This is a genomic window from Arthrobacter sp. NPDC058130 (assembly GCF_042884475.1).
GTDB lineage: Bacteria > Actinomycetota > Actinomycetes > Actinomycetales > Micrococcaceae > Arthrobacter.
Map to the genome: position 1 here is coordinate 139,498 of NZ_JBHVTV010000011.1, position 22,728 is coordinate 162,225.

The 22,728-nt window shown below is 66.4% G+C and carries 18 protein-coding genes; 2 read left to right on the top strand and 16 right to left on the bottom strand.

Going from position 1 to position 22,728, the window contains the following annotated elements; all coding sequences use genetic code 11:
- The first annotated feature begins 196 nt into the window (after positions 1-196).
- Entirely contained in the window at positions 197-3,877 is a 3,681-nt protein-coding gene (locus ACFVTM_RS17610) for a TM0106 family RecB-like putative nuclease (RefSeq protein ID WP_390205043.1), read from the top strand.
- Between the two features lie 114 nt (positions 3,878-3,991).
- Here the strand turns inward: ACFVTM_RS17610 and ACFVTM_RS17615 are convergent, their stop codons facing one another.
- The 14 genes from ACFVTM_RS17615 to ACFVTM_RS17680 all read right to left on the bottom strand — a co-directional run bounded on the left by ACFVTM_RS17615 (position 3,992) and on the right by ACFVTM_RS17680 (position 19,409).
- On the bottom strand, positions 3,992-4,819 hold the full coding sequence (locus ACFVTM_RS17615) for a triose-phosphate isomerase family protein (protein ID WP_390205045.1): 828 nt from the start codon (positions 4,817-4,819) through the stop codon (positions 3,992-3,994).
- Between the two features lie 60 nt (positions 4,820-4,879).
- Positions 4,880-6,229, bottom strand: coding sequence for an MFS transporter (locus ACFVTM_RS17620; protein ID WP_390205046.1), 1,350 nt, complete (start codon positions 6,227-6,229; stop codon positions 4,880-4,882).
- Between the two features lie 112 nt (positions 6,230-6,341).
- Positions 6,342-6,470, bottom strand: a complete 129-nt coding sequence (locus tag ACFVTM_RS17625) for a hypothetical protein (RefSeq protein ID WP_390205047.1) — start codon at positions 6,468-6,470, stop codon at positions 6,342-6,344.
- 12 nt (positions 6,471-6,482) lie between these two features.
- Positions 6,483-7,250: an SDR family NAD(P)-dependent oxidoreductase gene (locus ACFVTM_RS17630; RefSeq protein ID WP_390205049.1), complete on the bottom strand. Its 768-nt coding sequence runs from the start codon at positions 7,248-7,250 to the stop codon at positions 6,483-6,485.
- Positions 7,251-7,286: 36 nt separating this feature from the next.
- A complete protein-coding gene (locus ACFVTM_RS17635) occupies positions 7,287-8,273 on the bottom strand; it encodes a 3-hydroxyacyl-CoA dehydrogenase family protein (RefSeq protein ID WP_390205051.1) in 987 nt (328 codons plus the stop codon).
- Positions 8,274-8,275: 2 nt separating this feature from the next.
- Positions 8,276-8,758, bottom strand: coding sequence for a ribose-5-phosphate isomerase (locus ACFVTM_RS17640; protein WP_390205052.1), 483 nt, complete (start codon positions 8,756-8,758; stop codon positions 8,276-8,278).
- Positions 8,755-10,527, bottom strand: a complete 1,773-nt coding sequence (gene dhaL / locus ACFVTM_RS17645) for a dihydroxyacetone kinase subunit DhaL (protein ID WP_390205054.1) — start codon at positions 10,525-10,527, stop codon at positions 8,755-8,757. The genes ACFVTM_RS17640 and dhaL overlap by 4 nt, the downstream gene beginning before the upstream one ends.
- Positions 10,528-10,651: 124 nt before the next feature.
- A complete protein-coding gene (locus tag ACFVTM_RS17650) occupies positions 10,652-11,656 on the bottom strand; it encodes a sugar phosphate isomerase/epimerase family protein (RefSeq protein ID WP_390205056.1) in 1,005 nt (334 codons plus the stop codon).
- Positions 11,657-11,732: 76 nt separating this feature from the next.
- On the bottom strand, positions 11,733-12,842 hold the full coding sequence (locus ACFVTM_RS17655) for a 2-hydroxyacid dehydrogenase (RefSeq protein WP_390205058.1): 1,110 nt from the start codon (positions 12,840-12,842) through the stop codon (positions 11,733-11,735).
- Positions 12,839-14,173, bottom strand: coding sequence for an MFS transporter (locus ACFVTM_RS17660; RefSeq protein WP_390205059.1), 1,335 nt, complete (start codon positions 14,171-14,173; stop codon positions 12,839-12,841). The genes ACFVTM_RS17655 and ACFVTM_RS17660 overlap by 4 nt, the downstream gene beginning before the upstream one ends.
- Before the next feature lie 193 nt (positions 14,174-14,366).
- A complete protein-coding gene (locus ACFVTM_RS17665) occupies positions 14,367-15,077 on the bottom strand; it encodes a GntR family transcriptional regulator (RefSeq protein ID WP_390205061.1) in 711 nt (236 codons plus the stop codon).
- Between the two features lie 190 nt (positions 15,078-15,267).
- Positions 15,268-16,338: an alkene reductase gene (locus tag ACFVTM_RS17670; RefSeq protein WP_390205062.1), complete on the bottom strand. Its 1,071-nt coding sequence runs from the start codon at positions 16,336-16,338 to the stop codon at positions 15,268-15,270.
- A gap of 78 nt (positions 16,339-16,416) precedes the next feature.
- Positions 16,417-17,475 carry a 2,3-butanediol dehydrogenase gene (locus ACFVTM_RS17675; protein ID WP_390205063.1) on the bottom strand — a complete coding sequence of 353 codons (1,059 nt, stop codon included), beginning with the start codon at positions 17,473-17,475 and terminating at the stop codon, positions 16,417-16,419.
- A gap of 143 nt (positions 17,476-17,618) precedes the next feature.
- The gene (locus ACFVTM_RS17680; RefSeq protein WP_390205064.1) at positions 17,619-19,409 is read right to left on the bottom strand and encodes an NAD(P)-binding domain-containing protein; all 1,791 of its coding nucleotides are present in this window, start codon (positions 19,407-19,409) and stop codon (positions 17,619-17,621) included.
- Between the two features lie 203 nt (positions 19,410-19,612).
- Here ACFVTM_RS17680 and ACFVTM_RS17685 point away from each other — a divergent pair, with 203 nt between their 5' ends.
- On the top strand, positions 19,613-20,950 hold the full coding sequence (locus ACFVTM_RS17685) for a GAF domain-containing protein (protein ID WP_390205066.1): 1,338 nt from the start codon (positions 19,613-19,615) through the stop codon (positions 20,948-20,950).
- Positions 20,951-21,014: 64 nt separating this feature from the next.
- Here ACFVTM_RS17685 and ACFVTM_RS17690 read toward each other — a convergent pair whose 3' ends face one another.
- Together ACFVTM_RS17690 and ACFVTM_RS17695 are read right to left on the bottom strand one after the other, a co-directional pair.
- Positions 21,015-21,542, bottom strand: coding sequence for a PKD domain-containing protein (locus tag ACFVTM_RS17690; protein WP_390205067.1), 528 nt, complete (start codon positions 21,540-21,542; stop codon positions 21,015-21,017).
- 395 nt (positions 21,543-21,937) lie between these two features.
- Positions 21,938-22,591, bottom strand: coding sequence for a DUF6318 family protein (locus tag ACFVTM_RS17695; protein ID WP_390205069.1), 654 nt, complete (start codon positions 22,589-22,591; stop codon positions 21,938-21,940).
- Positions 22,592-22,728 lie beyond the last annotated feature (137 nt).

Genomic DNA, 22,728 nt, shown 5'->3' on the forward strand with positions numbered 1-22,728 from the left:
ATTTTGCCCTACGGCGCGAAGCGGGGAACCGGCCGGACTGTCGGTGTGGATTACGGGTTGGATTGTCGGTGGCCTTTGATAGCTTGGCAGGAAGAGATCGACGGCGGCAGTCACCACCGGCGACGCGGTCAAAACAAGGCGACGCGGTCAAAGCAGACCGTGCCGTAGCAAAAAGGGCCACAACAACGGGGGCGCAGTGTTTTTTCTTGAACCGGACGTGCCAGGTTCCGCACCGGACCTGGTCTTCTCCGCGAGTGACCTCGTGATCGCGGCCAGCTGCGAATATCAGCTGCTCCGGAAACTCGACGAGAAGCTGGGCCGCTCGCCGAAGGCCTCTTTCGAGGATGACGAGATGCTCAAGCACGCGGCCAAGCTCGGCGATGTTCACGAGCACCGGGTGCTGGACTCTTTCGTCGCCGAGTTCGGGATGTGGGATCCGGCCACCGCCCGCGGCGTCTACGACGTCGTCCCGGCCAAAGCCATGGACCGCGGCACGCTGCTGGCCAAGCATTCGGAGTCCATTGAAGCGCTGCGTTCCGGCGCCGACGTCGTGTTCCAGGCAGCCTTCTTCGACGGCCAGTTCCACGGGCGCTCCGACTTCCTGGTCCGGCAGGCTGATGGCAGCTACGCCGTGTTCGACACCAAGCTGGCGCGCCACGCGAAGGTGACGGCGCTGCTGCAGCTCGCCGCCTACGGTGACCAGCTCCTGAAGGCCGGAGTCACCCCGGACCCGGCCGTAACGCTGGTGCTCGGGGCCACTATCCCGTTGCCGGGCGGCGGCTTCGACTACGTCCGCAGCCACCACAAACTCGCAGACATCCTGCCGGTGTTCCGGGAACGCCGGGAGCGTTTCCTCGCCCTGACCGCCGGCCACAGGGCGCAGCCCGGCCCCGTGCGCTGGGGAGCGGCCGGCCTCACCGCCTGCGGCCGCTGCGACTACTGCCAGGAGATGGTCAAAGCCACCGACGACCTTCTCCTGGTGGCGCGGATGAACTCGGCGCAGCGCAAGAAGCTGCACCAACAGGGCATCTATTCGGTCAAGGACCTTGCGCAGGCCAGCCTCCCGGCGGCCAATGCCGCGCTCCTGCGCCTGCAGCAACAGGCGAGGATGCAGAGCGGGATCGGCGGATCCGACGGCGGCGTCCGGTACATCAAGGACGGCGAGGAGCATTCGCTCCGCTACGCGGTCATTCCGGAGAACACCCTGGCCGAGCTGCCGCCGCCCAGCAGCGGCGACATCTTCTTCGACTTCGAAGGCGACCCGCTCTGGCAGGAAAGCGCCACCGGGGTCTGGGGGCTGGAGTACCTGTTCGGCGTCATCGAGGCCCCGACCGTGCCCGGCGCCGCCGGAGTCTTCAGGCCGTTCTGGGCCCACAGCCGGGAGGCCGAGAAGCAAGCCTTCCTGGATTTCCTCGCCTACGTGGAAAAGCGCCGGCAAGAGTTCCCGGACATGCACGTCTACCACTACGCCGCGTACGAGAAAACGGCCCTCCGCAAGCTCTCCGTGATGCACGTCGCCGGGGAGGACACCGTGGACCAGTGGCTGCGGGACGGCCTCCTGGTGGACCTCTACCAGACGGTCCGGAACAGCATCCGGATCTCCGAGAACTCCTACAGCATCAAGAAGCTCGAGCCGCTCTACATGGGGACCAACCTGCGCTCCGGGGACGTCAAAGACGCCGGCGCTTCCGTGGTTGCCTACGCCCACTACTGCGATGCACGGGACAATGAGCGGGCCGAGGAAGCAGAAAAGATCCTGGCAAGCATCTCGGACTACAACGAATACGACTGCCTGTCCACGCTCGAACTCCGGAACTGGCTCCTGGGCCTGGCGAAGGAGCGCGGGATCACCCAGGGCGCCGGCGCCCCGAACGCGTCCCCCAGCGGCAAAGACTCCGGCGCCAAGGAAACCAGTGCGAGGGAAACCGTCGCCGGGGATGACGGCGGTGTGGTGGATGCCGGTCTAAGTTCCGCCGAACTGGCGCTGGCCGCGTTCGCCGATCCGGAGGGCGGACTGCCAGAGGAGGATCGAAAAGCTGTAGCCATGCTGGCCGCAGCCGTCAGCTATCACCGCCGCGAGCGCAAGGCGTTCTGGTGGGCCCACTTTGACCGCTGCGAGAACGGCCCCGACACCCACCACCAGCAGGACCGCAACGTCTTCCTGGTCGAGGACGCGGTGGTGCTGGAGGACTGGTGGAAGGACGGCGCCAAGCTGCCCGAACGCCGGGTAAAACTGATCGGCACCGTCAGCCCCGGTTCGGACCTCCGTGAAGGCAGCACCTGGTTCCGCATGTATGGGCCCCCGCTTCCCTCCGGGCTCCAAGGCACGGGCATCGACGGGACCGGGCGCAACGGCTGGTTCGGGACCGAGATCCTGGAGCTCGGCCATGAGGACGGGAAGGACACTGTCGTCATCCGGGACAAGCTCCGGAGGAATATCGAACCCTACTCGCAGCTGCCCATCGCGTTGACCGAAGACCAGCCCATCCAGACCAAGAGCCTCGAGGAGGCGCTGGCGGGCCTGGCCGAAGTTGTCGCCGACGGCCTGCGCCGGGCGACCAGAAGCGGCAAGAGCCCGGACGACGCGATGCTCCGTGCCGCTTTTCCTCGCCACCCGGCCCTGGATCTGGTCCGGCGGGTGCCGCCGCGGCTTGCAGCGGGCCAGCCGTTGCCCCAGCCCGGCGAGGGCACGGACCGCTACATTGATGCCATCACCGAAGCCGTCGGTGCCCTGAACCACTCCTATGTGGCTGTCCAGGGTCCGCCCGGCACCGGCAAAACCCATGTGGGCTCGCACGTGATCGCCCGGCTCGTGGCCCGCGGCTGGAAAGTCGGGGTCGTGGGCCAGTCCCACGCCGTCGTCGAGAACCTGCTGAAGACGGCAGTGGCCAAGGCCGGAGTGGACCCCGCCGTTGTTGCCAAGGACGTGAAGCACGGGGAGCCGCTCGAATGGGACCAGCGGTCGGCGCAGGACGTCGCACGGCTCCTCGGTTCGCCCGGCGGAGCACTGGTGGGCGGCACGGCATGGACCATGACAGGGGCCAGTGTTCCTGCGGGGTCGCTGGACCTGCTGGTGATCGACGAGGCCGGCCAGTTCTCCCTGGCCAATACGCTAGCGGTCGCGCAGGCCAGCAGCAGGCTGCTGTTGCTTGGCGATCCCCAACAGTTGCCGCAGGTCAGCCAGGGTGCGCATCCGGAGCCGGTCGACGAGTCCGCCCTGGGCTGGATTTCCGCGGGGCATGCGACGCTTCCGCCGGAGCTCGGATATTTCCTGGCCGACACATGGCGCATGAATTCCGAGTTGTGCCTGGCCGTGTCCGAGCTCGCCTACGAAGGGCAGCTGCGGTCCGCGCCGGCCGCGGGGCTCCGACGCCTGGACGGAGTTCCTGCCGGGATAGAAACTGTCATGGTGGAGCACGCGGGCAACACCACGTCATCGCCCGAGGAAGCCGCCGAAGTGGTCCATCAGGTGCGGCGGCATCTGGGGCTGCAGTGGCACACGGATCAGCGCGCCCGGCCCCTCGAAACGTCCGACATTCTGGTGGTGGCGGCCTACAACGCCCAGGTCAACGTGATCCGCGAAGCCCTGGAAGCCGCCGGCCTGGCCGAGGTCCGCGTCGGAACGGTGGATAAATTCCAGGGCCAGGAAGCCGCGGTGGTGATCGTGTCCATGGCGTGTTCGGCGGTGGCCGAGGCTCCGCGGGGCATGGAGTTCCTGCTCTCGCGGAACCGGATCAATGTAGCGGTCTCCCGCGGACAGTGGCGCGCAGTGATCGTCCGCGCGCCGGAACTGACGAACTACCTGCCCACCCATCCGGAGGGCATGGAACAACTGGGCGGCTTCATCGGCCTGTGCCAGCGGTCGGTGGCTTCCTGAGCTTCGCCCGCCACCCCTCGGGACATGCCCATTCTTCGCCTCCCTCAGTGTGCACAAGGGTGTTCTGCCCACTCTTCACGACCAAGACTGGACATGTCCCTTGGCTGTCAAAGGTCAGGGGAGGACATGTCCAGCGGTGGCGGGCACCGACGCGGGGAAACCCTCGGCCAGCAGCAGGGCCTCGTCCAGCACCGTGCCGAAGTTCGCGGGGTCGTGCGCAAACCGGCCCAGGAAGAGGCCGGAGACGCCGTCGAGCGTGGGCAGCAGTCCTGGCTTGGCCGATCCGCCGTAAATGACCGGCAGCCCCGGCGCTCCGGCAGCGGTGAGCTGAGCCCGGAGCCGCTGGACGACGTCGGACACATATGCGGCGTCTGCGGGCTCGGCAGCGCCGATGGCCCAGACGGGTTCGTAGGCGATGGTGAGCCGGCCCGCGAGGTCCCAGTCGCCGTCGACGGCCGACTCGATCTGGCGGTACACAACGTCCGCCGCGGCCGCCGGGTTGCCGCCGTCGTGCTCCCCCACGCACAGCAGCGGGGTGATTCCGGCGTCGTCCGCGGCCCGGACTTTCAGGGCCACCATGGCATCGTCCTCGTGGAAGTGCTGTCGGCGTTCAGCGTGGCCGATCTCCACCAGCCGGACGCCGAGTTCCGCGAGCATGGACGGGGCCACCTCCCCGGTCCAGGGGCCGTCCGCCCAGCCGCAGTTCTGTGCCCCGAGCAGCACCGGCGAACCCGCCAGGAGTCCGGCGGCCGCGGGCAGGACCGGGAAGGACGGAATGACAAACGGGACAACCCGCCCGGCCGCCAGGGCCGGACGGGTGTCCACTTCGTGCAGCAGCCGCTCCAGCCAGTCCTGGCTGTCCCGGTAGCCGAGGTACATCTTGGTGCTGACCCCCACCAGGATGCGGGTGCTGGGAGCCTGGCTGTTGGGACTGTGCTGCATGTGTTGGTGCTTTCTGCTGGATCCAGTTGATGGGGGCTGGAAGGCGGGTGCGGGCTGGCCTTACTGCTCCAGCAGTTCGTCGGCCTTGTTCTTGAAACGTCGGGTCGCGAACATCATGGCTGCCGCCAGGAACGGGAGGACGCCCAGGGCGTAGACGCCCATGGTTCCGGTGTCCGAGGCGGTGATCTGGTTGACCGAGGTCCGCAGGATCGGCGCAACGAAGCCGCCGAGGTTTCCGAGCGAGTTGATCAGGCCGATTCCGGCAGCCGCGGCCGTTCCCGTGAGGAATGCCGTCGGGTAGGACCACGCGATGGGTCCGATCGAGAGGAAGCTGCACACCGCGAGGCTGATGAAGATGATGCCGAGTGCCGGAACGTGGTTCGCGCCGGCCCACGCGGATCCGAAGATGCAGAGTCCGGTGGAGATGAACAGCCCGGTGCCCCAGACCCGGCGGCGGACCACGGTGTTGGCAGCCTTGCCGATGAAGTAGCAGGCGAAGATGCCGAAGAACCACGGGATGGCCGCCATCAGGCCGACGGCGATACCCACCTTCTGGCCGGTCAGCTGCGCCACCTGCTGCGGCAGGTAGAACGTAACACCGTACACGGCGATCTGCAGGCAGAAGTAGATGATGGTGAAGTACCAGACCTTGCCGTTCTTCATGGCGGCGAGCACACCCCGCGGCCCGGATTCTTCCTTGACGGTGTCTTCCAGGGCCATGACGTCCAGGAGCGCCTTCTTCTCGTCCTTGTCCAGGAACTTGGCGTCCTGCGGGCTGTTGATGAGGAAGAAGTACGCGGCCACACCGGCGAGGACGGCCAGCATGCCCTCGACGAAGAACATGACCTGCCAGCCCTGGACGCCGGGCACCTGGTCGCCGATGTTGATCAGCCAGCCGGACAGCGGTGCGCCCATCATCTGGGAGAACGGCTGGGCCAGGTAGAAGATGGCGAACATCTTGACGCGGACCTTGTTGGGGAACCATGCGGCCAGGAACATGATGACGCCCGGGAAGAGCCCGGCCTCGGTGACACCGAGCAGGAAGCGCAGGATGATGAAGGACGTCTCGCCCTGGACGAACGCGAAGCAGGCGGAGACGATGCCCCAGGTGATGGCGATGCGGGCCAGCCACACCTTCGCCCCGAACTTGGTCAGGAGCAGGTTGCTGGGGATTTCGAACAGGGCGTAGCCGATGAAGAAGATCCCGGCGCCCAGGGCGTAGGCGCCGGCGGTGATGCCCTTGTCCACGCCGAGGGCGGCTTCGGCGAAGCCCACGTTGGTGCGGTCCAGGAAGGCGACCACATACAGGATCACCAGCATCGGCATCAGCCGGCGGGAGGCCTTGGAGATGGCCGATTTAAGGACCGGTGTCTCTAGTAGGTCCCGGGTGGACGTTGTTGTTAGGGACATCAAAAACTCCTCGTCGAGCAATCAGTGGTGTAACTCAGTGGGTGGATCAGTTGCGTGGAGAGCGGCCGGAACCCGCCCGGCGCCAAGGGCCAGGGCGGCTCCGGCCAAGGAACTAGCGTGAAAAAGCGATCATCAGTACCCCGGCCACGCAGGCCAGGATCCCGACGGCGAGGTAGATCTTCCGTCCCTTGCTCCAGGCTGCGAATCCGGAGGCGGCGGGGGTTTGGCTGTGTTGTGCCACGATGCTTCTTCCTTAGTGCATGTAGAGTCCGCCATCCACATTCAGCGTCTGGCCGGAGATGTAGCCGGCGTCCTCGCTGATGAGGAAGGCGATGGCTGCTGCGATGTCCCGGGTGGAACCAACGCGGTTGACCACGAGGTCCTGGGTGAGTTCGTCCTTGCGTTCCTCGCTGAGGGTGCCGCCCATGATGTCAGTGTCGATGGGGCCCGGGGAGATGGCGTTGACGGTGATGTCGTATTCGCCCAGTTCGCGGGCCGTCGCCCGGGTCAGGCCGATCACTCCGGCCTTCGCCACCGAGTACGGCGTCTTGGAGAACGTGCCGCCGCCACGCTGCGCGGAAACGGAGGAGATGTTCACGATGCGCCCGATCCTGTTCTTCACCATGGATTCCGCGACGCGGCGGGTGGCGTAGTGCACACCGTTGAGGTTGATGTTGAGCACGCGGTCCCATTCGGCGGCGTCGAGTTCCAGGTACGGAACCGGGGAGCTGACACCGGCCACGTTGGCGAGCGCCACGATCTGCGGCAGCTCCGCCTCGATGGCGTCGATGGCCGCGCGGACCGAGCTTTCGTCGGACACGTTGGCGCCGGCGCCGAAGGCCTTGACGCCGTGCTCGGCGGCGAGTTCCTTGGCCGCCGCCTTGCAGCGTGCGTCATCGAGGTCGATGATGCCGATGTTCCAGCCCTGCGCCGCCAGGTAGCTGGCGGTGGCGCGGCCGATGCCTCGCTCGGACACTGCGCCGGTGATGATGGCAGTGCGTTCTGCGGGGAAAGTGCTCATGGGGATGCTCCTGAGGTGAAAGTGGACGGGGCAGACTCAGTTGATGGGTGCGGGGCCGAGCTCGTCGATGAGCTTCTGCATGGCCACGTACGCCTTGTTCCGGTACGCGATCAGTTCCGGCGTGCGCTCGGCCGGGACGTTGAGGAATCCCGCGCCGGTCTTGGTGCCCAGCTTTCCGGCCTCCACCAGTTCGGTGAGGATCTTCGGCGTCGCAAAGCGTTCCGGGAAGTCGGTCTGGAGGGACTTGTAGCAGAAGTTGTAGACATCCAGCCCGGCCATGTCGGCGATCGCGAAGGGGCCGAAGAACGGCAGCCGGAAACCGAAGGTGGTGCGGACCAGGGTGTCGACGTCTTCCGCCGTCGCGATCTCCTGCTCCACCAGCTGCGCGGCCTCGTGGAAGAGCGCGTACTGGAGCCGGTTGAGCACGAATCCGGTGACGTCCTTGACGACGGCGGTCTGCTTGTTGGCGGCGTGCACGAGGTCGCGGACGGCGCCAACCGTGGCCACCGAGGTGCCGGCGTGAGGGATGATTTCGACGCCGGGGATGAACGGGGACGGGTTGGAGAAGTGCACGCCCAGGAAGCGTTCCGGGTTGGTGACCGGCTCGGACAGGTCGGCGATGGAGATCGTGGATGTGTTGGAGCCGATGATGGCGTCCGGCCTGGCTGCCGCGCTGATGCGGGCCAGGGTCTGGTGCTTGATCTCGATGACCTCGGGGACGGCTTCCTCGATGAAGTCCGCGTCCGCCACGGCTTCCTCGATGTCCTTTGCGGCCCAGAGGTTTTCTTTCAGGATGGCGGTGGAGCCGGCCGGGAAGAGCCCGGCGGCAACGAATTCGTCGGATTCGGCCAGGAGCCGCTCGTAGTTCTTCTGGGCCACTTCGGCGGACACGTCCGCGAGCGCAACCCGGGCGCCACCGAGCGCCAGGACCTGGGCGATGCCGCCGCCCATGTAGCCGGAGCCGACGACGGCGATCTTGCGGGCGGCGTTGATGGCGGCTGCGGTTTCAGTTGATTCGGTCATGTTCAGACTGCCTTCGTGTATTCGGGCTCGTAGGAGCAGATGGCGTCCACCTTGGCGGCGGAAGAGGAGTTTTCATCGAAGCGGTGGCTCAGCCATTCGCCCACGAGCTTCTTGGCGAGTTCCAGGCCGATGACGCGCTGGCCCATGGTGAGGACCTGGGCATTGTTGCTCAGGACCGACCGCTCCACGGAGTAGCTGTCGTGAGCGGTGACGGCACGGATGCCGGGGACTTTGTTGGCCGCGATGGCCACGCCCAGGCCGGTGCCGCAGATCAGCAGCGCCCGGTCGGCGTCGCCCTCGGCGACTTTGCGGGCCGCGTCGACGGCCACGTGCGGGTAGGCGGTGGAGTCGTCCGGTCCGACGCCGATATCCAGCACGGAGGCGACGCGGGGGTCGGCTTCGAGCAGGGCCTTCAGGGCGTTCTTGTATTCGACGCCGGCTTCATCGTTGCCGACGACGATGCGCCAGCCTGTTGTTGTGCTCATGCTTTTGCTCCTTGTTCCGCCGGCTCGGAGGTAGCGAGCCGGGTTCCTGTGCTGGAAGTTTCGGTGTGCGCGGAAATCCGTGTGGCGATGAGCGCGAAGGACACCGCACCGGGGTCGGGGTGGCCGAGGCTCTTTTCCGCGAGCGGGCGGGCGCGGCCCTTGAGCGGGCGCAATTCGGACGTCCCGTCTGCGGCGGCGGTGGCGGCTTCCGCTGCTGCGGCGAGCGAGGCAGCCACTGGCGTGCCGGCGTCGAACGCGGTGAGGAAGGTGTCCCGGAACGGCACGAGGGCGTCCACCATGGTCTTGTCACCGAGCTCGGCCTTACCGAGCTCGCTGATGGCGTCAACGAAGGCCGTGACCGCGGCGGCCGCGTCCTCCCCGCTGTAGCTGTCCTGGTTGCCCAAGGCTTGTCCGGCCGCGATGATCGCCGAGCCCCAGAGCGCCCCCGAGGTGCCGCCGGCGCGTTCGCTCCAGGCCTCCCCCGCCGCGGTCAGGACGCGCGACGGCGACGCGCCGCCGTCGTTCGCCGCAGCCTGTTCGGCCGCGGTGACTGCCGCGTCCACGCCGCGGCGCATGCCGATGCCGTGGTCGCCGTCGCCGGCGATGGCATCCAGGCGGCCGAGTTCTTCCTCATGCTCAACAATCACGTTCTGCGTCTGGCCGAGCAGGTCGGCAGCCAGCTGGCCGAGGGCTGCCGCAGCTGCGGTGGGGCGCTCGACGTCGGCGGCCTGGGCGGCTTCCGGACCGGCGAGTTCGCGGCGGGCACGGGGTGCCAGATTTCCCTTGCGGAACGCGGGGGTGTCGGCCGGGGCGGCCCAGTACTGCTCGAGTTCCTCGTCCAGCCACAACAGGGTGAGGGAAAGTCCGGACATGTCCAGGCTCGTGACGAGTTCGCCGCATTCCGGTTCCACCACGGTGAGGCCGGCGGCGGTGAGGAGCTTCTCGATCTTGCCGAACAGCAGGAAGAGTTCGTCGTACTTGACCGTGCCGAGGCCGTTGACGATTGCGACCACGCGGGTGCCGGCGTCGTCCGGTTTGTCCGCCAGCAGCCGGCTGACCAGGAGTTCGGCCAGTTCTGAGGCGGTGGGCATGGGGTGATCGGAGATGCCCGGTTCGCCGTGGATGCCCAGGCCGAGGGACATGTGCCCCGCGGGGACCGTGAACAGCGGCGCGTCCGCGCCGGGCAGGGTGCAGCCGTCGAAGGCCACGCCGAGGGAGCGGGTGCGGTAGTTGGTCCGGATGGCCAGCCGTTCGACGTCGTCCAGGTTCAGTCCCGCCTCCGCGGCGGCGCCGGCAATCTTGAAGACCGTCAGGTCCCCGGCGATGCCGCGGCGCTTCTCGATCTGCTCCAGCGGGGCACTGGCGATGTCGTCGGTGACTAGGACCGTGCGGGTTTCAATGCCCTCGGCGTTGAGGCGCAGCTGGGCCTGGCCGAAGTGCAGGACGTCACCGGCGTAGTTGCCGTAGCTCAGCAGCACGCCGCCGCCGGCGTTGGCGGCCTTGGCCACGCGGTAGACCTGGCCGGCCGCGGGCGAGGCGAACATGTTGCCGCAGGCCGAGGCGGTGGCCAGGCCCGGCCCGACGAGGCCGGCGAAGGCCGGGTAGTGTCCGGAGCCGCCGCCGACCACCAGGGCGACCTGCCCGGCCGGGACCTCGGTGGAGCGGACGACGCCGCCGTCGACACGGGCAACGTAGCCGCGGTTGGCCGCAACGAAGCCGTCCAGTGCCTCATCCGCGAAATCAGCGGGATTGTCGAAGATCTGGGTCATGGTTCCTCATTGAATCCGTGTTGGAGAAGTAATGCTGGGGGGTAGAACTGGGGTGGTGCGGCCGCCCCCAATTGGCTTGACGGCCGCACCAGGCCCCGGTGTCAGGCGCTGTCTCAGGCGCCTATCAGACGCCTGCGAGTGCCGTGGCTGCGGGCTGCTGCCGTCCCTGGGCGACTTGGCTCTGGCCGAGGGCGTAGCCGTCGGTCTTCGGCAGAACCTGGCGGCGGAGGTAGTCCTGGTTGCTGGCCGTGACGGACAGGCCGTCGCCGCCGTAGTGCTCGGTGCAGAGGATGCCCTGGAAGCCCACCGACAGTGCGATCTTGAACGCCTCGCGGTAGTTGATGAGGCCGCTTTCCATCGGGGCCGGCATGGCGACGTAGGTGTCACGGGCCACGTCCTCATCGCGGATGTAGTTCTTCATGTGCCAGTAGTTGGAGTACGGGAGGGTCTTGGCGACCATTTCGCGCCAGTCCTCGATCGGGCGGTGGAGCCGGATGAGGTTGCCGATGTCAGGGTTGATGCCGACGTTGGCCAGGCCGATGTCCTGGACCAGCTGGACGGAGGAATCCGCGGTGCCGAGGTACGTGTCCTCGTACATTTCGAGTGAGAGCAGGACGCCGACCTCGGCCGCGTGCTGGCCGAGTTCCCGCAGGCGGGACACGGCCTTGCCCCAGGTTTCCTTGTCCCCGACCGGGTCCTTGTAGCCTTCGACGGTCCAGAACCAGAGCTGCTTCTGCTGCTCGGCGGTGATGGCCTGATGCAGCCCGAAGGAGACCACTTCGCAGCCAAGCTCGGCCGCGGCGTCGATGGTGCGGTGGCTGTAGGCCAGGTTCGCTTCCCAGTTCCCTTCCTCGATCACGCTGCGCCGGATGGCGGAGATGACCGGGATGCCGATGCCGACGGTCTCCGCGGCCTGCTTGAACTCCGCGAGCCGGGCGGAGCTCAGGTCGCCGGGGCGGACCCAGCTGTCCGTCAGGTCGGCGTCGGCAAAACCGGCGTCCTTGACCTCGGTGAAGACCTCGGCCCAGGCGGAGGCCGGAGCGTCGTTGATGTGGGTGCCCTGGGCGTCGGTGCCCGGGAACTGCAGCAGGGCCGCGGTGATGGGCCAGTTTTCGGCTGTGTAAGCCATGGGTCACTCCTTCGTGGAATCCTGTTTCCTATAGGATTTACTATTCCAGGGGATGTTGTCAAGGTCACATCCCGGGTTACGCGCCCTTCGCGGCAAACGCCGCGGTCGCGAAGACCTCCGGATTCAGGACGTTGGCGGGGCGCTCCCCCGCCGCGACGGACAGGATCGCCGCAATGGCGCTGGCCGCGACATCCCGGGTGAAGTCTTCGGTCCAGCACAGGGAATGCGGGGACAGCACCACGTTGTCCAAGGTCAGCAGCTCGTCGTCGGGAAGCAGGGGCTCCGGCTCGAAGACATCCAGCCCGGCGCCCGCGATCCGGCTCTCCCGCAAGGCGACCCGGAGGGCATCCGTGTCCACGAGCTTTCCGCGGCCGATGTTGATCAGGAAGGCGCTCGGCTTCATTCGGGCCAACGCGGCGGCGTCAATGAGCTTTTCGGTCGCCGGGGTCAGCGCGGCGCAAAGCACCACGTAATCCGAGCGCTCCAGGAGTTCGTCCAGGCCCAGGAGTTCTACGCCGAGCTCGGCGGCCTCCGCGTGGCGGCCGCTGCGGTTGTTGCCCACCACATTCATCCCGAGTGGGGCCAGCAGGCGGGCGAGCTCGGCGCCCACACTGCCGAAGCCGACGATCCCGACCGTCTGCCCCATCAGCGGCGCGCCCCGGTAGTGCTCGCGCTGCGCCCAGTCCGAGGCCCGGGTCAGCCTGTCCTTGGCCAGGAGCTTGTGCGAGAGCGCCAGCAGCAGGGTAAGCCCCGCCACTGCCAACGGCCGCCGGATGGCGTCGGGGGTGTTGGTGACCACGACGCCGGCGCGGGTACAGGCGTCCAGATCGATGGTCTCGTACCCTGCCCCAAACCGGGCGATCAGCCTCAGGTCCGGGGCATGGTCCACGGTGCGTGCGTCGAAGGCGATGTGTCCCAGCGACAGGACGGCCTGGACGCCGGCGAGGTCGCCGAGCGGAACCGGGTCCGTGTAGCTGGGCAGCACGCTCCAGCCGATGCCGTTCTCGCTGAGCCGCTGCAGGCCCAGGTCACCGTGGATGGAGCTTCCGTCGGGCCGGGCGGCGTCGGCGGTGATGGCTACGTTGAAGGGCGGGCTGATGGTTCCCACAGGGGTGATTCCCGGCGCCGGGGCGGCCGCACCCGTGGCGGCCGCCGTCGTCGTCATCGCGTTTGTTGCTGTGCTCATGCGTCTATTTCCGTCCGCAGTGTTGCGGTCTTGTCCTTGATGGGTTCGCGGACCAGTACCGTGTAGGCCACGGCGGCGAGGGCCGCGATGATGCCGCCGATGACGAACGACGGCGCGTAGGAGCCGGTCGCGTCGGCGATGACGCCGGTCAGCAGCGGGGCAAAGGCGCCGCCGAAGTAGCCGCCGAAGTTCTGGATGGCGCCGACGGATGCGACCTGGGAGTTGTCCACGATGTCGCCGGGCATGGCCCAGGCGGCTGCCTGCATGGTGGCGACGAAGCCCAGTGCCACGGTCATGACACCGATGGCGAGCGGGAGCGAATCCACGAACGGGATGAGGCAGATCAGGATGCCGGCGGCGATAGCGGCGATGGACATCACGTGGCGCTTGGCCAGCAGCGGGTCGCGGCCTGCCTTTTTCGAGTAGCGCGTCATGACCCAGCCGCCGGTGATGCCCAGGATGGCTGCGCCGAGGTACGGGACGGCCGCGAGCCAGCCGGAGTTGGCGATGCTGGCGCCGCGTTCTTCCTGCAGGTAGAGCGGCAGGAAGACGATGAAGATATTCCAGATCCAGATGACGCAGAAGAAGCCGGCCATCATGCCCCAGATCTGGCGGTGCTTGAAGAGTCCGAGCCACGAGACTTTCTTGGCCGTCAGGAGCTGGGTGCTGCGCTGGCTTTCGATGTAGTCCAGTTCCTTCGCGCTGATGCGCTTGTGCTCCTCGGGAGCGCGGTAGTACATGAAGAAGGCCAGGGCCAGCACGAGGCCCGCGACGCCGAGGAAGATGAAGATGGCCTGCCAGCCGAAGGCGAGCATGATGGCGGTCAGGATGGGCGGGGCGATGGCGGGTCCCCACTTGGAGCCGCTGTCCCAGATGGCGGTGGCCTGCCCGCGCTCGGCCCGGGGGAACCAGTCCGCGGTCAGCTTGGCCGATGCCGGACCGTTCGGGGCTTCGGTGATGCCGAGCAGGAAGCGGAAGGTGATGAACTGCCACATCTTGCCGCCGATGGCCATCAGCGCAGTGGCAATGCTCCAGCCCGCGATCGCCAGGAAGTACATCCGGCGTGCGCCCAGCTTGTCCACGAGCCAGCCGGCGGGCAGCTGGGCAAATGCGTAGGTCCAGGAAAACACCGTACCCAGGAGCCCAATGTCCGTGCGAGTCATGCCGAAGTCTTTGATCAGTTGCGGCGCGGCAATGGAGATCGCGCTGCGGTCCATGTAGTTGATGATGCCGGCGGCCAGCGCCCAGCCAAGGATCCACCACCGCAGATTCTTGATGGTGCGGCGCGTTGCCGATTCCCTGGGCCCTGCGGCCAAAGTCTCTGTATGCACTTTTCACTCCCTTGTGAGTCCCCCATGTCGGCAGCGTAGCCGTCACAATCGAAGATCCTATAGGGTCTTCTATCAGCTGTGAAGGGGGTCACAAGAAAGCTTTTGCGGGGGCGCGTTTGGGGGTCTGCGCACGGCTTGGAGGGCGCCGACGTGACGACCGCGGAGCCTGTTGTGGCGGCCTGCGGGGCGGAGACTATTCTGCGGGAGCGTCCGCGATGGCGCGACCACGCACCTTCTGCACGTGCTCGGCCATGGAAATTGCGGCCTTCTCCGGGTCGCCCGAGGACAGCGCGTCCAGGACCGCCTGGTGCTCGGCGATCGCCTGCTCCGCGTCGGTGATGCCGACGCCGCCGAAGAGGCGGAAGCGCTGGACCTGCCCGCCCAGGGCGGCATAGGCGGCCACCATGAACTGGTTGCCGGTCTGCTCCGCAATCAGGCGGTGGAAGCGCTCGTCGGCTTCCAGATAGTCGCGGTACTCGGCAAACGACGGGCCCCGCGGCGCTTTCTTGAGGTCGGCGACAGCCTGGGCCAGCTCGGCATGGTGCGCCGGCGTCAACCGGGCGCACGCCAGGCGGGCATTGACGGGCTCGATGGCCAGCCGCGCCTCCATCAGTTCGGCGAAGTCCTCCTGGGTGAACATCGGCGCAACCCGGTAGCCCTTGAGTGCGACGCGGCGGACCATTCCGGTGTGTTCGAGCCGCGCAAGCGCCTCGCGCACCGGCGTCGGGGAAACATTGAGCTCCCTGGCGGTTCCATCGATGCTCACTGCTGTCCCGGGTTCGAGCCGCCCGTCCATCAGTGACGCCAGAAGCTCTTCATAGACGTGGTCGGCGAGGACCTGGCGGCTGATGGGACGGCCCGCGTGGTGGCCCTCAGGGCGACTCCCGGAGGAAGCTAGTTGCATGTTCAGATCCTATAGGACGCCGGACATGCCCATTCTTTAGCGCAAAGAGTGGGCAGAACGGTGTTCTGCCCACTCTTTGTGGCCAAGGCTGGACATGTCCGGCGGCGGAGGTGCCGCCGCCCTAACTAGTAGCGCGGCAGAGCCCAGTTCCGCGGCCGCCAGTTACGCCGACCCTAGGAGCATCTACATGTCAGCTCTGGTAGGCCGGGTAGTCGGTGTAGCCCACGGCGCCCTCGGTGTAGAACGTGGCCGGATCCGCCTCGTTGACCGGCAGGCCTTCGCGCCAGCGGCGCACCAGGTCCGGGTTCGCGATGGCCGGGCGCCCGACGACGACGGCGTCAGCGTGGCCGTCGGCGACCAGCGCGGTGGCCTCGTCGCGCGTGGTGACGACGCCGAAGCCCGTGTTGATCAGGAACGTGCCGTTGAACCGTGCGCGCAGGTCCTGGACCAAGCCGCTGGTGGGGTCCTTGTGCAGGATGCTGAGGTAGGCCAGCTTCAGCGGAGCCAGAGCGTCCACGAGGTGGCCGTAGGTGGCCCGGACGTCTGCAGCATCGAGTTCGAGGGCACCCTGGACATTGTGTTCCGGCGAGATGCGGATGCCGACGCGGTCGGCGCCGATGGCATCCACTACGGCCTGGGTAACTTCGATCACGAAGCGCGCCCGGTTCTCCGGGGAGCCGCCGTAGACGTCGTCGCGCTGGTTGGCGGACGGAGTCAAGAATTCGTGCAGCAGGTAGCCGTTGGCCGAGTGCAGCTCGACGCCGTCGAATCCTGCCTCTACCGCCTTGCGGGACGCCGTGACGAATTCCTCGAGGATACCCGGCAGTTCCTGGGTGGTGAGGGCGCGCGGGACAGGGAACGGCTGCTTGCCCGCGTAGGTGCGGGTTTCGCCGTCGATCGCAATGGCGCTGGGCGCGACCACTTCGTGGCCACCGGTGGTGTCCGCATGCGTGACGCGGCCGGCGTGCATAACCTGGGCGAAGATCCGGCCGCCCTCGGCGTGCACGGCGGAAGTGACGTTGGACCAGCCTTGAAGCTGTTCGTCGGTGACGATCCCGGGCTGGCCCGGGAAGCCCCGGCCGGCCGGGCTCGGGTAGGTGCCTTCGCTGACGATCAGGCCGAGGGAGGCGCGCTGGCGGTAGTGCTCAACTACCAGCGCCCCGGGGATTCCTTCTTGACCGGAGCGGACGCGGGTCAACGGCGCCATCACGAGTCGGTTGGGCAGTTTCAGGTCGCCGAGGGTCATCGGGGAAAACAGCATGCGCAATTCCTTTCACAGTGAATGGGTTCACTAGCGGTAACTGCACGGCGTCTGCAACTATTCCATGTGAGACTCGGATCACGACGGGTGGACGATAATCTTCACCGCGGTGTCGTTGTGGTTGATCAGCGTGTCGAACCCCTTGTCCACTAGGTCGTCCAGGGCGATTCTCCCGGTAATGAAGGGTTTCAGGTCGACTTTTCCTTCCTGGACGAGCTTGATGGCGGCCTCATGATCACCGCAGTAAGCGATGGTGCCGCGCAGATCAATTTCCTTCAGCACCACTTTCTGCATATCCACCGAGGCCGGGTGTCCCCAGATCGAGACGTTGACGACGACGCCGGCGGGCTTCACGACGTCGAGCATGGTGTCCAACACCGCATTCACGCCGGCACATTCAAATGCCGCATTGGCCCCTGCGCCGTTGGTCAGTTCCAGCACACGGGCCTTGACGTCGTCGGCGCTGGGGTCGAGGACGTGGTCCGCGACTCCGGACGACGTCGCCTTCTCTTTGCGGGCGGCCGACAGCTCGGTAACGATCGTGGTGATGCCGATGCCTTTGAGGACGGCGGCGGTCAGGAGCCCGATGGGTCCGGCACCGCCGACGACGGCGACGTCCCCGGCCGTGAGGCCGCTCCTGCCGACGGCGTGATACGCCACCGCGAGGGGCTCGATGAGTGCGGCCTCGTCCAGCGGGATGTCGCCGACAGGGTGCACCCACCGGGTATCGACAACGATCTTCTCGCTCAGGCCGCCGCCGCCGCCCGCCAGGCCGATGAAGCCCAACTGGGTGCACAGGTTGTAGTGGCCGCTGAGGCAGGGCCCGCATTCGTTGCAGACGACGTACGGCTCCACGACGACGTTGTCTCCGACGGCCAGGCCGCTGACACCTTCCCCGAGTTCCTCGATGGTGCCGGAGAATTCGTGGCCGAGGGTGACCGGGGCGGCCTCGTGGGTAAGCCCGTGGGGGTGCCCGGGCGGCGGGGTGAAAATTGGACCTTCGAGGAACTCATGGAGGTCGGTGCCGCAGATACCGCACCAGGCCACGGCGATCTTCACCGTTCCCGGACGCAGTTCCGGCTCTTGGATGTCTTCGATCCGGAGATCCTTGCGGGCGTGGAATCGTGCTGCTTTCATGGGTTTCACCTTCGGATTCCAGGCCGTGGATGCGCCCGATCGAACGCATCCACGGAATGTCTTGGATGTTCACAGCGGGGCCGTAACCCCAGTTTGGTGGCCGTGCCTGGGATTGTCACGACCCGTTCTTGTCAGCGGGTGGGTCAGCGGGTGTGGTGGGTGGGCTGCAGCTCGAACACCGGCGTCGGCAGTCCTTCCATCCGCGCCTTGAGCTGCAGCGCCAGATAGTTGGAGTAGTGGCGGCTCTGGTGCAGATTGCCGCCGTGGATCCACAGGTTCTCCACGTTGGTGGGCTTCCACATGTTGCGCAGTTCCCCCTCCCACGGCCCCGGATCCTTGGGCGTGTCCGATCCGAACCCCCAGCACTTGCCAACGGCGTCGGCCACCTCGGGCGAGACCAGGTCGGCCAGCCAGCCGTTCATCGATCCATAACCGGTGGCGTAGATGATGACGTCGGCATCCAGTTCCGTTCCGTTGGCCATCACGACGGAGTTGCCGGTGATCTTGCTGACCTCGCCATTGGCCAGCTTGACCCGGCCGTCAATGATCAGCTGCGAGGCACCGACGTCGATGTAGTAGCCGGAGCCGCGCCTCAGGTACTTCAGGAACAGGCCGGAGCCGTCAACGCCGAAGTCCAGGTCAAAGCCGGCAGCCTCGAGCTGGGAGTAGAAGTCCGCGTCCCGGCGGGCCATCTCCGCATAAACGGGGATCTGGGCTTCGGGCAGGATCCGGTACGGCAGCGAGGCGAACAGCAGATCGGCTTTCTCCGTGGTGACGCCGTTGGCCAGCGCTTTTTCGGAGTACAGGTCGCCGAGAGCCAGGTCCATGAGGGATTCGCTGCGGGCAATGTGTGTCGAGGACCGCTGGACCATGGTGACGTCGGCCCCGTGTTCCCAGAGGTCGGCACAAATGTCGTGCGCGGAATTGTTGGAGCCGATGACCACGGCTTTCCTGCCGGTCCAGTCTCCGCCGCCCGGGTGTTTGGACGAGTGGTACTGCTCCCCCAGGAAGGACTCGGCGCCGTCGAACGTGGGGACGCTGGGGTACCCCGAAACGCCGAGGGCGAAGACGAGCTGCTTGGGGCGCAGGGTGACCGGTGCGCCGTCGCGGATGACCTCCACCACCCACTCCCCCGAGGATTCGTCGAAGCGGGCGTTGGTGCACTCGGTTTTGGACCAGTAGTTCAGTTCCATGATCCGCGTGTAGTTTTCCAACCAGTCGCCGATCTTGTCCTTGGCGGCGAAGACCGGCCAGTCGTCAGGGAATTTCATGTAGGGCAGGTGGTCGTACCAGACGGGATCGTGCAGGTGGAGGGACTTGTAGCGGTTGCGCCACGAGTCACCCGCGCGCTCATTCTTCTCAATGATGATGGTGGGTACGCCGAGCCTTCGCAGCCGCGCCCCCAGCCCGATCCCGCCTTGGCCGCCGCCGATGATGACGGTGTAGGGCTGGTCTTCGTAGCCGAGGCGCGCCTCCTGTTCCTCTTTCAGTTCCAACCAGGATTTGCGGCCTTTGGTGATTTCATGGGCGACGCCCTTCGACCGGTTGGGTCCCCTCTTTTCCTCGAAGCCTTTGAGTTCCTGCATGGTGGTGAGCAGGGTCCAGCATTTGCCGTTCCGGAGGCGCAGGTGCGCGTAGCCCCGGGCCTGGGCGGTCTCGAAGTTCACCCAGGCCTCGGCGTTGGCGGCGTCCCCGGTGGCGTCTTCGGCGAGGATCCAGTTGCTTGGCTGCACCTCATCCAGGGTCGCGTCGAGCATGCGCCGGATGTCTTCCTTGCCCTCAAGGGTCTTCAGGTTCCAGGTGAAGGAGACGAAGTCGCGCCAGTACGAATCGTCGTCGAAAAGTTCAAGTGCGGCGTCCGTGTTGTGGCTGCGCAGTGCTTCATCGAACTGCGCCAACCACGCCCCGACGACGCCGTTTGGTGTCTCAGGCATGATTCCTCTTTCCGTTGCTGACAGTGGGTCGCTCCCGTTGCGTGACCCCTAGACCACGCAGTGACCCGCATCACAAGTAAAGTTCGCAGGGGGTTACAATCGGGTTACACGGGCTCCCATGCTGTCGGCCGGCGCGCACAGTGACCGACGGCGGCGGGGTGGCAGCCGGCACAACGATTCGAGGGCGAGTTGGGAGTATGAGGATGCGGCAGGCCAATGGCTCCATCACGCATCCTTCAGACCTCAGGTTTTCAGCGCCGGCGGAGTACGCCCGAATCCTCCGCGCCGCGCACGAGACCACCATGTCCGGCACTCCGGACTCCCGCCTGTCGCCGTCGCTCATCAAGTCCTGGCAGCGTTCCCTCGCCTTGGGCATCGATCCGGACCAGCACCGTCCGCTGCACCGGCATGAAGTCTCCGAGGCCCGCTCCCTCAGCGCAGGCCATCGGCTGGCCGCGGTCATGCCTGCACTGTCACAGCTGCTGGCCGATGAGACGGCGACCGGGCGCCATTTGCTCATCGTGACTGACCACGACGGCGAAGTGCTGTGGCGCGTCGGAAGCAAACAGGCACTGCGGCTTGCGGACTCCCTGGAGTTCGTGGAGGGTGCCGACTGGTCCGAGTCAGGGGTGGGCACCAACGCCATCAGCGAAGCCTTGGTGACCGGCGCCCCGGCGCAGCTGTTCTCGGCCGAGCACCTCGTGCGGACCCATCACGACTGGGCATGCACCGCCTCTCCGATTCGCGACCCTTTGACCGGCGAAATCGTCGGCGTCCTCGATGTCTCCGGCCCGTTCGAGTCGGTCACCCCGGACAGCCTGCGGCTGGTGCGGTGTGGCGTGCGGCTCGCGGAGGAGCTGCTGAAATCGGCGCCTGATCCCGACTCCGGCGTCGGGCGCCCACGGCAGCCGGCACCACGTGACGAGCGGACAACGCGCGACGGCGGCACCCGGTCCCGGCTCATGCTGCGGCTTTTGGGGGACGCGCCGTCCGCGGCGGTCGACGGCGGCGTCAGTCGTCCGCTGACACTTCGCCGTGCCGAGATCCTGGCCCTGCTGGCCTCGCGTGACCAGGGCTGGAGTGCCGATGAACTGGCGTGCGAGATCCACGGCGACGCGGGCACCGGCGCGGCGATCCGGACCGAGATGCACCGGATACGCAGCATCCTGGGCGATGTCCTGGAGGCGAACCCCTACCGCTTCTCTACTACCGTCGATGTTGTGACGGATGCCTCGGTGGTGGCAGCCCACCTTCGGGAAGGCCGGGTTGCCGAGGCATTCGCGGCTTATCCGGCGAGGCTCCTCCCGCGTTCGGCCAATCTGGCGATCGGGTTCATGCGCGACGAGCTCGACACGGCCGTGGGAGCGTCGGTGCGCTCCAGCCGGGATGCCGGGCTGATGCTGCGGTGGTGCGCGAGCGACATGGGATCCACCGATATGGCAGCGGCGGCGGCCGTGGCGGCACTGATCGGACCGGACGATCCCCGTTGCCAACTGGTGAGCGCCCGGATGGCGCGGGTGGACCGCGAGCTGCGCGCCTAGCTCTGCCTAGGCCGAACCGTGGCGCCCTCGCATTACGGCAGCCTTAGGGCTAGGTGGGGCGAACTTAGGGCGGAGGTGCGGCGACGCCGGGGCAGCCTTGGCCTTCAGGGTTCTGCAGGCAGGTATCTGCGTAATTCCTGGTGATCGACCGCCAGACGCTGACGGTCTGCGGCGGCGAGCTGAACTGGCCTTGGCCGGGAATGGGCAGTGCCGGTCCGCCATTCACCGAGTAGGTGCCCTGGAAATGCGTTGTCAGCACCACGGCGAAGTCGCCGGTCTGGGCGTAGACGTGGCTGGTCAGCGTTTTCTCGCCCCAGCGGTCCTGCGGAAGCGGCGCGCCGGCCGCCGTTTGCGGGCCCAGCGAAGTACCGTCGCCGTAGCTCCAGGTGTACTGCACCGGCTTGGCGATGATGGCGACGTTTTGACCGAGCATGTCCACGCTGAAAGATTGTTCGGCGGCTTCCGCGTAGAGATTTGTCTCGGCGCCCCTGAGCGTGTGCGGACTCGGCTGTGTGACGCTGCTGCCGGCGTTGATGGGGAGCTGCTGAAATTTGGTCTGAATCTGGGCGGCGATCTGGCCCAGCACGTCCACGGGTTCTTCGAGGTAGACGCAGCGGTCCGGTGAGATGCGACTCCAATCATTCGGTCCCGCAACAACAAGCTTCCACCACCATCGAACTGGGCGACCATTTTGGCCAGCGTTACATTCTGCCGTCGCCGCGAGACACGGAAGATCGAAGTTGTTGTTATCTATCAGACACAGATAGTCAAATTTGTATTGGAATGGGCTCTCCGGAACGTTCCCGGGTGCATCCACCCAAACTCCGAACGTCGAGTCATACCGCCACACGCCCACGCCGGTCTCGTTCCAAAAAACGTCCGACGCTCCGGCGTTGGCCGCAGTGCCAATAGTTAGAGAAAAAGAAATGACAGCAGCGAATATAGTCCCGATGCCCCATTGTCTTCGCGCTGAAGGTCGGAGGCGATTCATGCACCGATCCGGTCAATATCCATCGCCGTCCAACGACCGTCAGAAAAACGGAGAATCATGATATCCGCGAGTACTTGAGAGGCTGGCACGGATTTCTCGACACTTGAGTTCGCTCGATACAACGTTCCCGCCGATTGCTCCAATTGTGTGGTCACTTGGTAGCTACCCTGGGATGTCTTGACGAAGTTGGTATAGGCCCCCTTCGCTTGGACGAGACCTCCTGCGATCCATCGTCCTTCGGAATTCCACTCCACAATTCCCGGGCGCACCTTCGCGCATAACCTGCACGATGAGTCGGTCACCTCATCCATCAGCCGGAATTCCCCCGTCTGATAAGCGTAATTCAGCAGCGCATACCAGTGCTTGGCAAAGGCAACAGCACCTTCCTTTGTCTCCGCCTTCGCGGCCTCGGGCAGCACTGGAACCGGGACGTTCTGCGCCTTGCCGGTCGCGTCGGCCGGTTTGTAACTGGCGGCGGGCGTGGGTGTCGCGCTCGGACTGGACGCGGCGGGGCTTTGAGACTCGGACGGTGGAGGTCCGGGAGGTGGAGTGCCTCCCCCGCTGCACGCTGCGACCGATACCAGGGAGATCGACACCAACAGGGCGGCGCACGCGCGCCGGGGGCCGGAAAGCGAAGTGCGAGATGTCATGGTCAGCTACTCCCCCGATAGAAATCAAGACGCGCGAGTCCAAGCAATGCCTAATGGTAACTGACGTCACATTTTGCCTGTCGAAGTTATCCACAGCTGTGTGCCTACTCTCGTCGGAGGCCCGGCAATCCGGCAGC

Coding starts and splice junctions, on each gene's coding strand:
- ACFVTM_RS17685 (WP_390205066.1), top strand. CDS start 19,613: ATGCGGCAGGCCAATGGCTCCATCACGCATCCTTCAGACCTCAGGTTT.
- ACFVTM_RS17665 (WP_390205061.1), bottom strand. CDS start 15,077: ATGCAACTAGCTTCCTCCGGGAGTCGCCCTGAGGGCCACCACGCGGGC.
- ACFVTM_RS17695 (WP_390205069.1), bottom strand. CDS start 22,591: ATGACATCTCGCACTTCGCTTTCCGGCCCCCGGCGCGCGTGCGCCGCC.
- ACFVTM_RS17630 (WP_390205049.1), bottom strand. CDS start 7,250: ATGAGCACTTTCCCCGCAGAACGCACTGCCATCATCACCGGCGCAGTG.
- dhaL (WP_390205054.1), bottom strand. CDS start 10,527: ATGACCCAGATCTTCGACAATCCCGCTGATTTCGCGGATGAGGCACTG.
- ACFVTM_RS17615 (WP_390205045.1), bottom strand. CDS start 4,819: ATGCAGCACAGTCCCAACAGCCAGGCTCCCAGCACCCGCATCCTGGTG.
- ACFVTM_RS17670 (WP_390205062.1), bottom strand. CDS start 16,338: ATGCTGTTTTCCCCGATGACCCTCGGCGACCTGAAACTGCCCAACCGA.
- ACFVTM_RS17640 (WP_390205052.1), bottom strand. CDS start 8,758: ATGAGCACAACAACAGGCTGGCGCATCGTCGTCGGCAACGATGAAGCC.
- ACFVTM_RS17650 (WP_390205056.1), bottom strand. CDS start 11,656: ATGGCTTACACAGCCGAAAACTGGCCCATCACCGCGGCCCTGCTGCAG.
- ACFVTM_RS17655 (WP_390205058.1), bottom strand. CDS start 12,842: ATGAGCACAGCAACAAACGCGATGACGACGACGGCGGCCGCCACGGGT.
- ACFVTM_RS17620 (WP_390205046.1), bottom strand. CDS start 6,229: ATGTCCCTAACAACAACGTCCACCCGGGACCTACTAGAGACACCGGTC.
- ACFVTM_RS17675 (WP_390205063.1), bottom strand. CDS start 17,475: ATGAAAGCAGCACGATTCCACGCCCGCAAGGATCTCCGGATCGAAGAC.
- ACFVTM_RS17635 (WP_390205051.1), bottom strand. CDS start 8,273: ATGACCGAATCAACTGAAACCGCAGCCGCCATCAACGCCGCCCGCAAG.
- ACFVTM_RS17680 (WP_390205064.1), bottom strand. CDS start 19,409: ATGCCTGAGACACCAAACGGCGTCGTCGGGGCGTGGTTGGCGCAGTTC.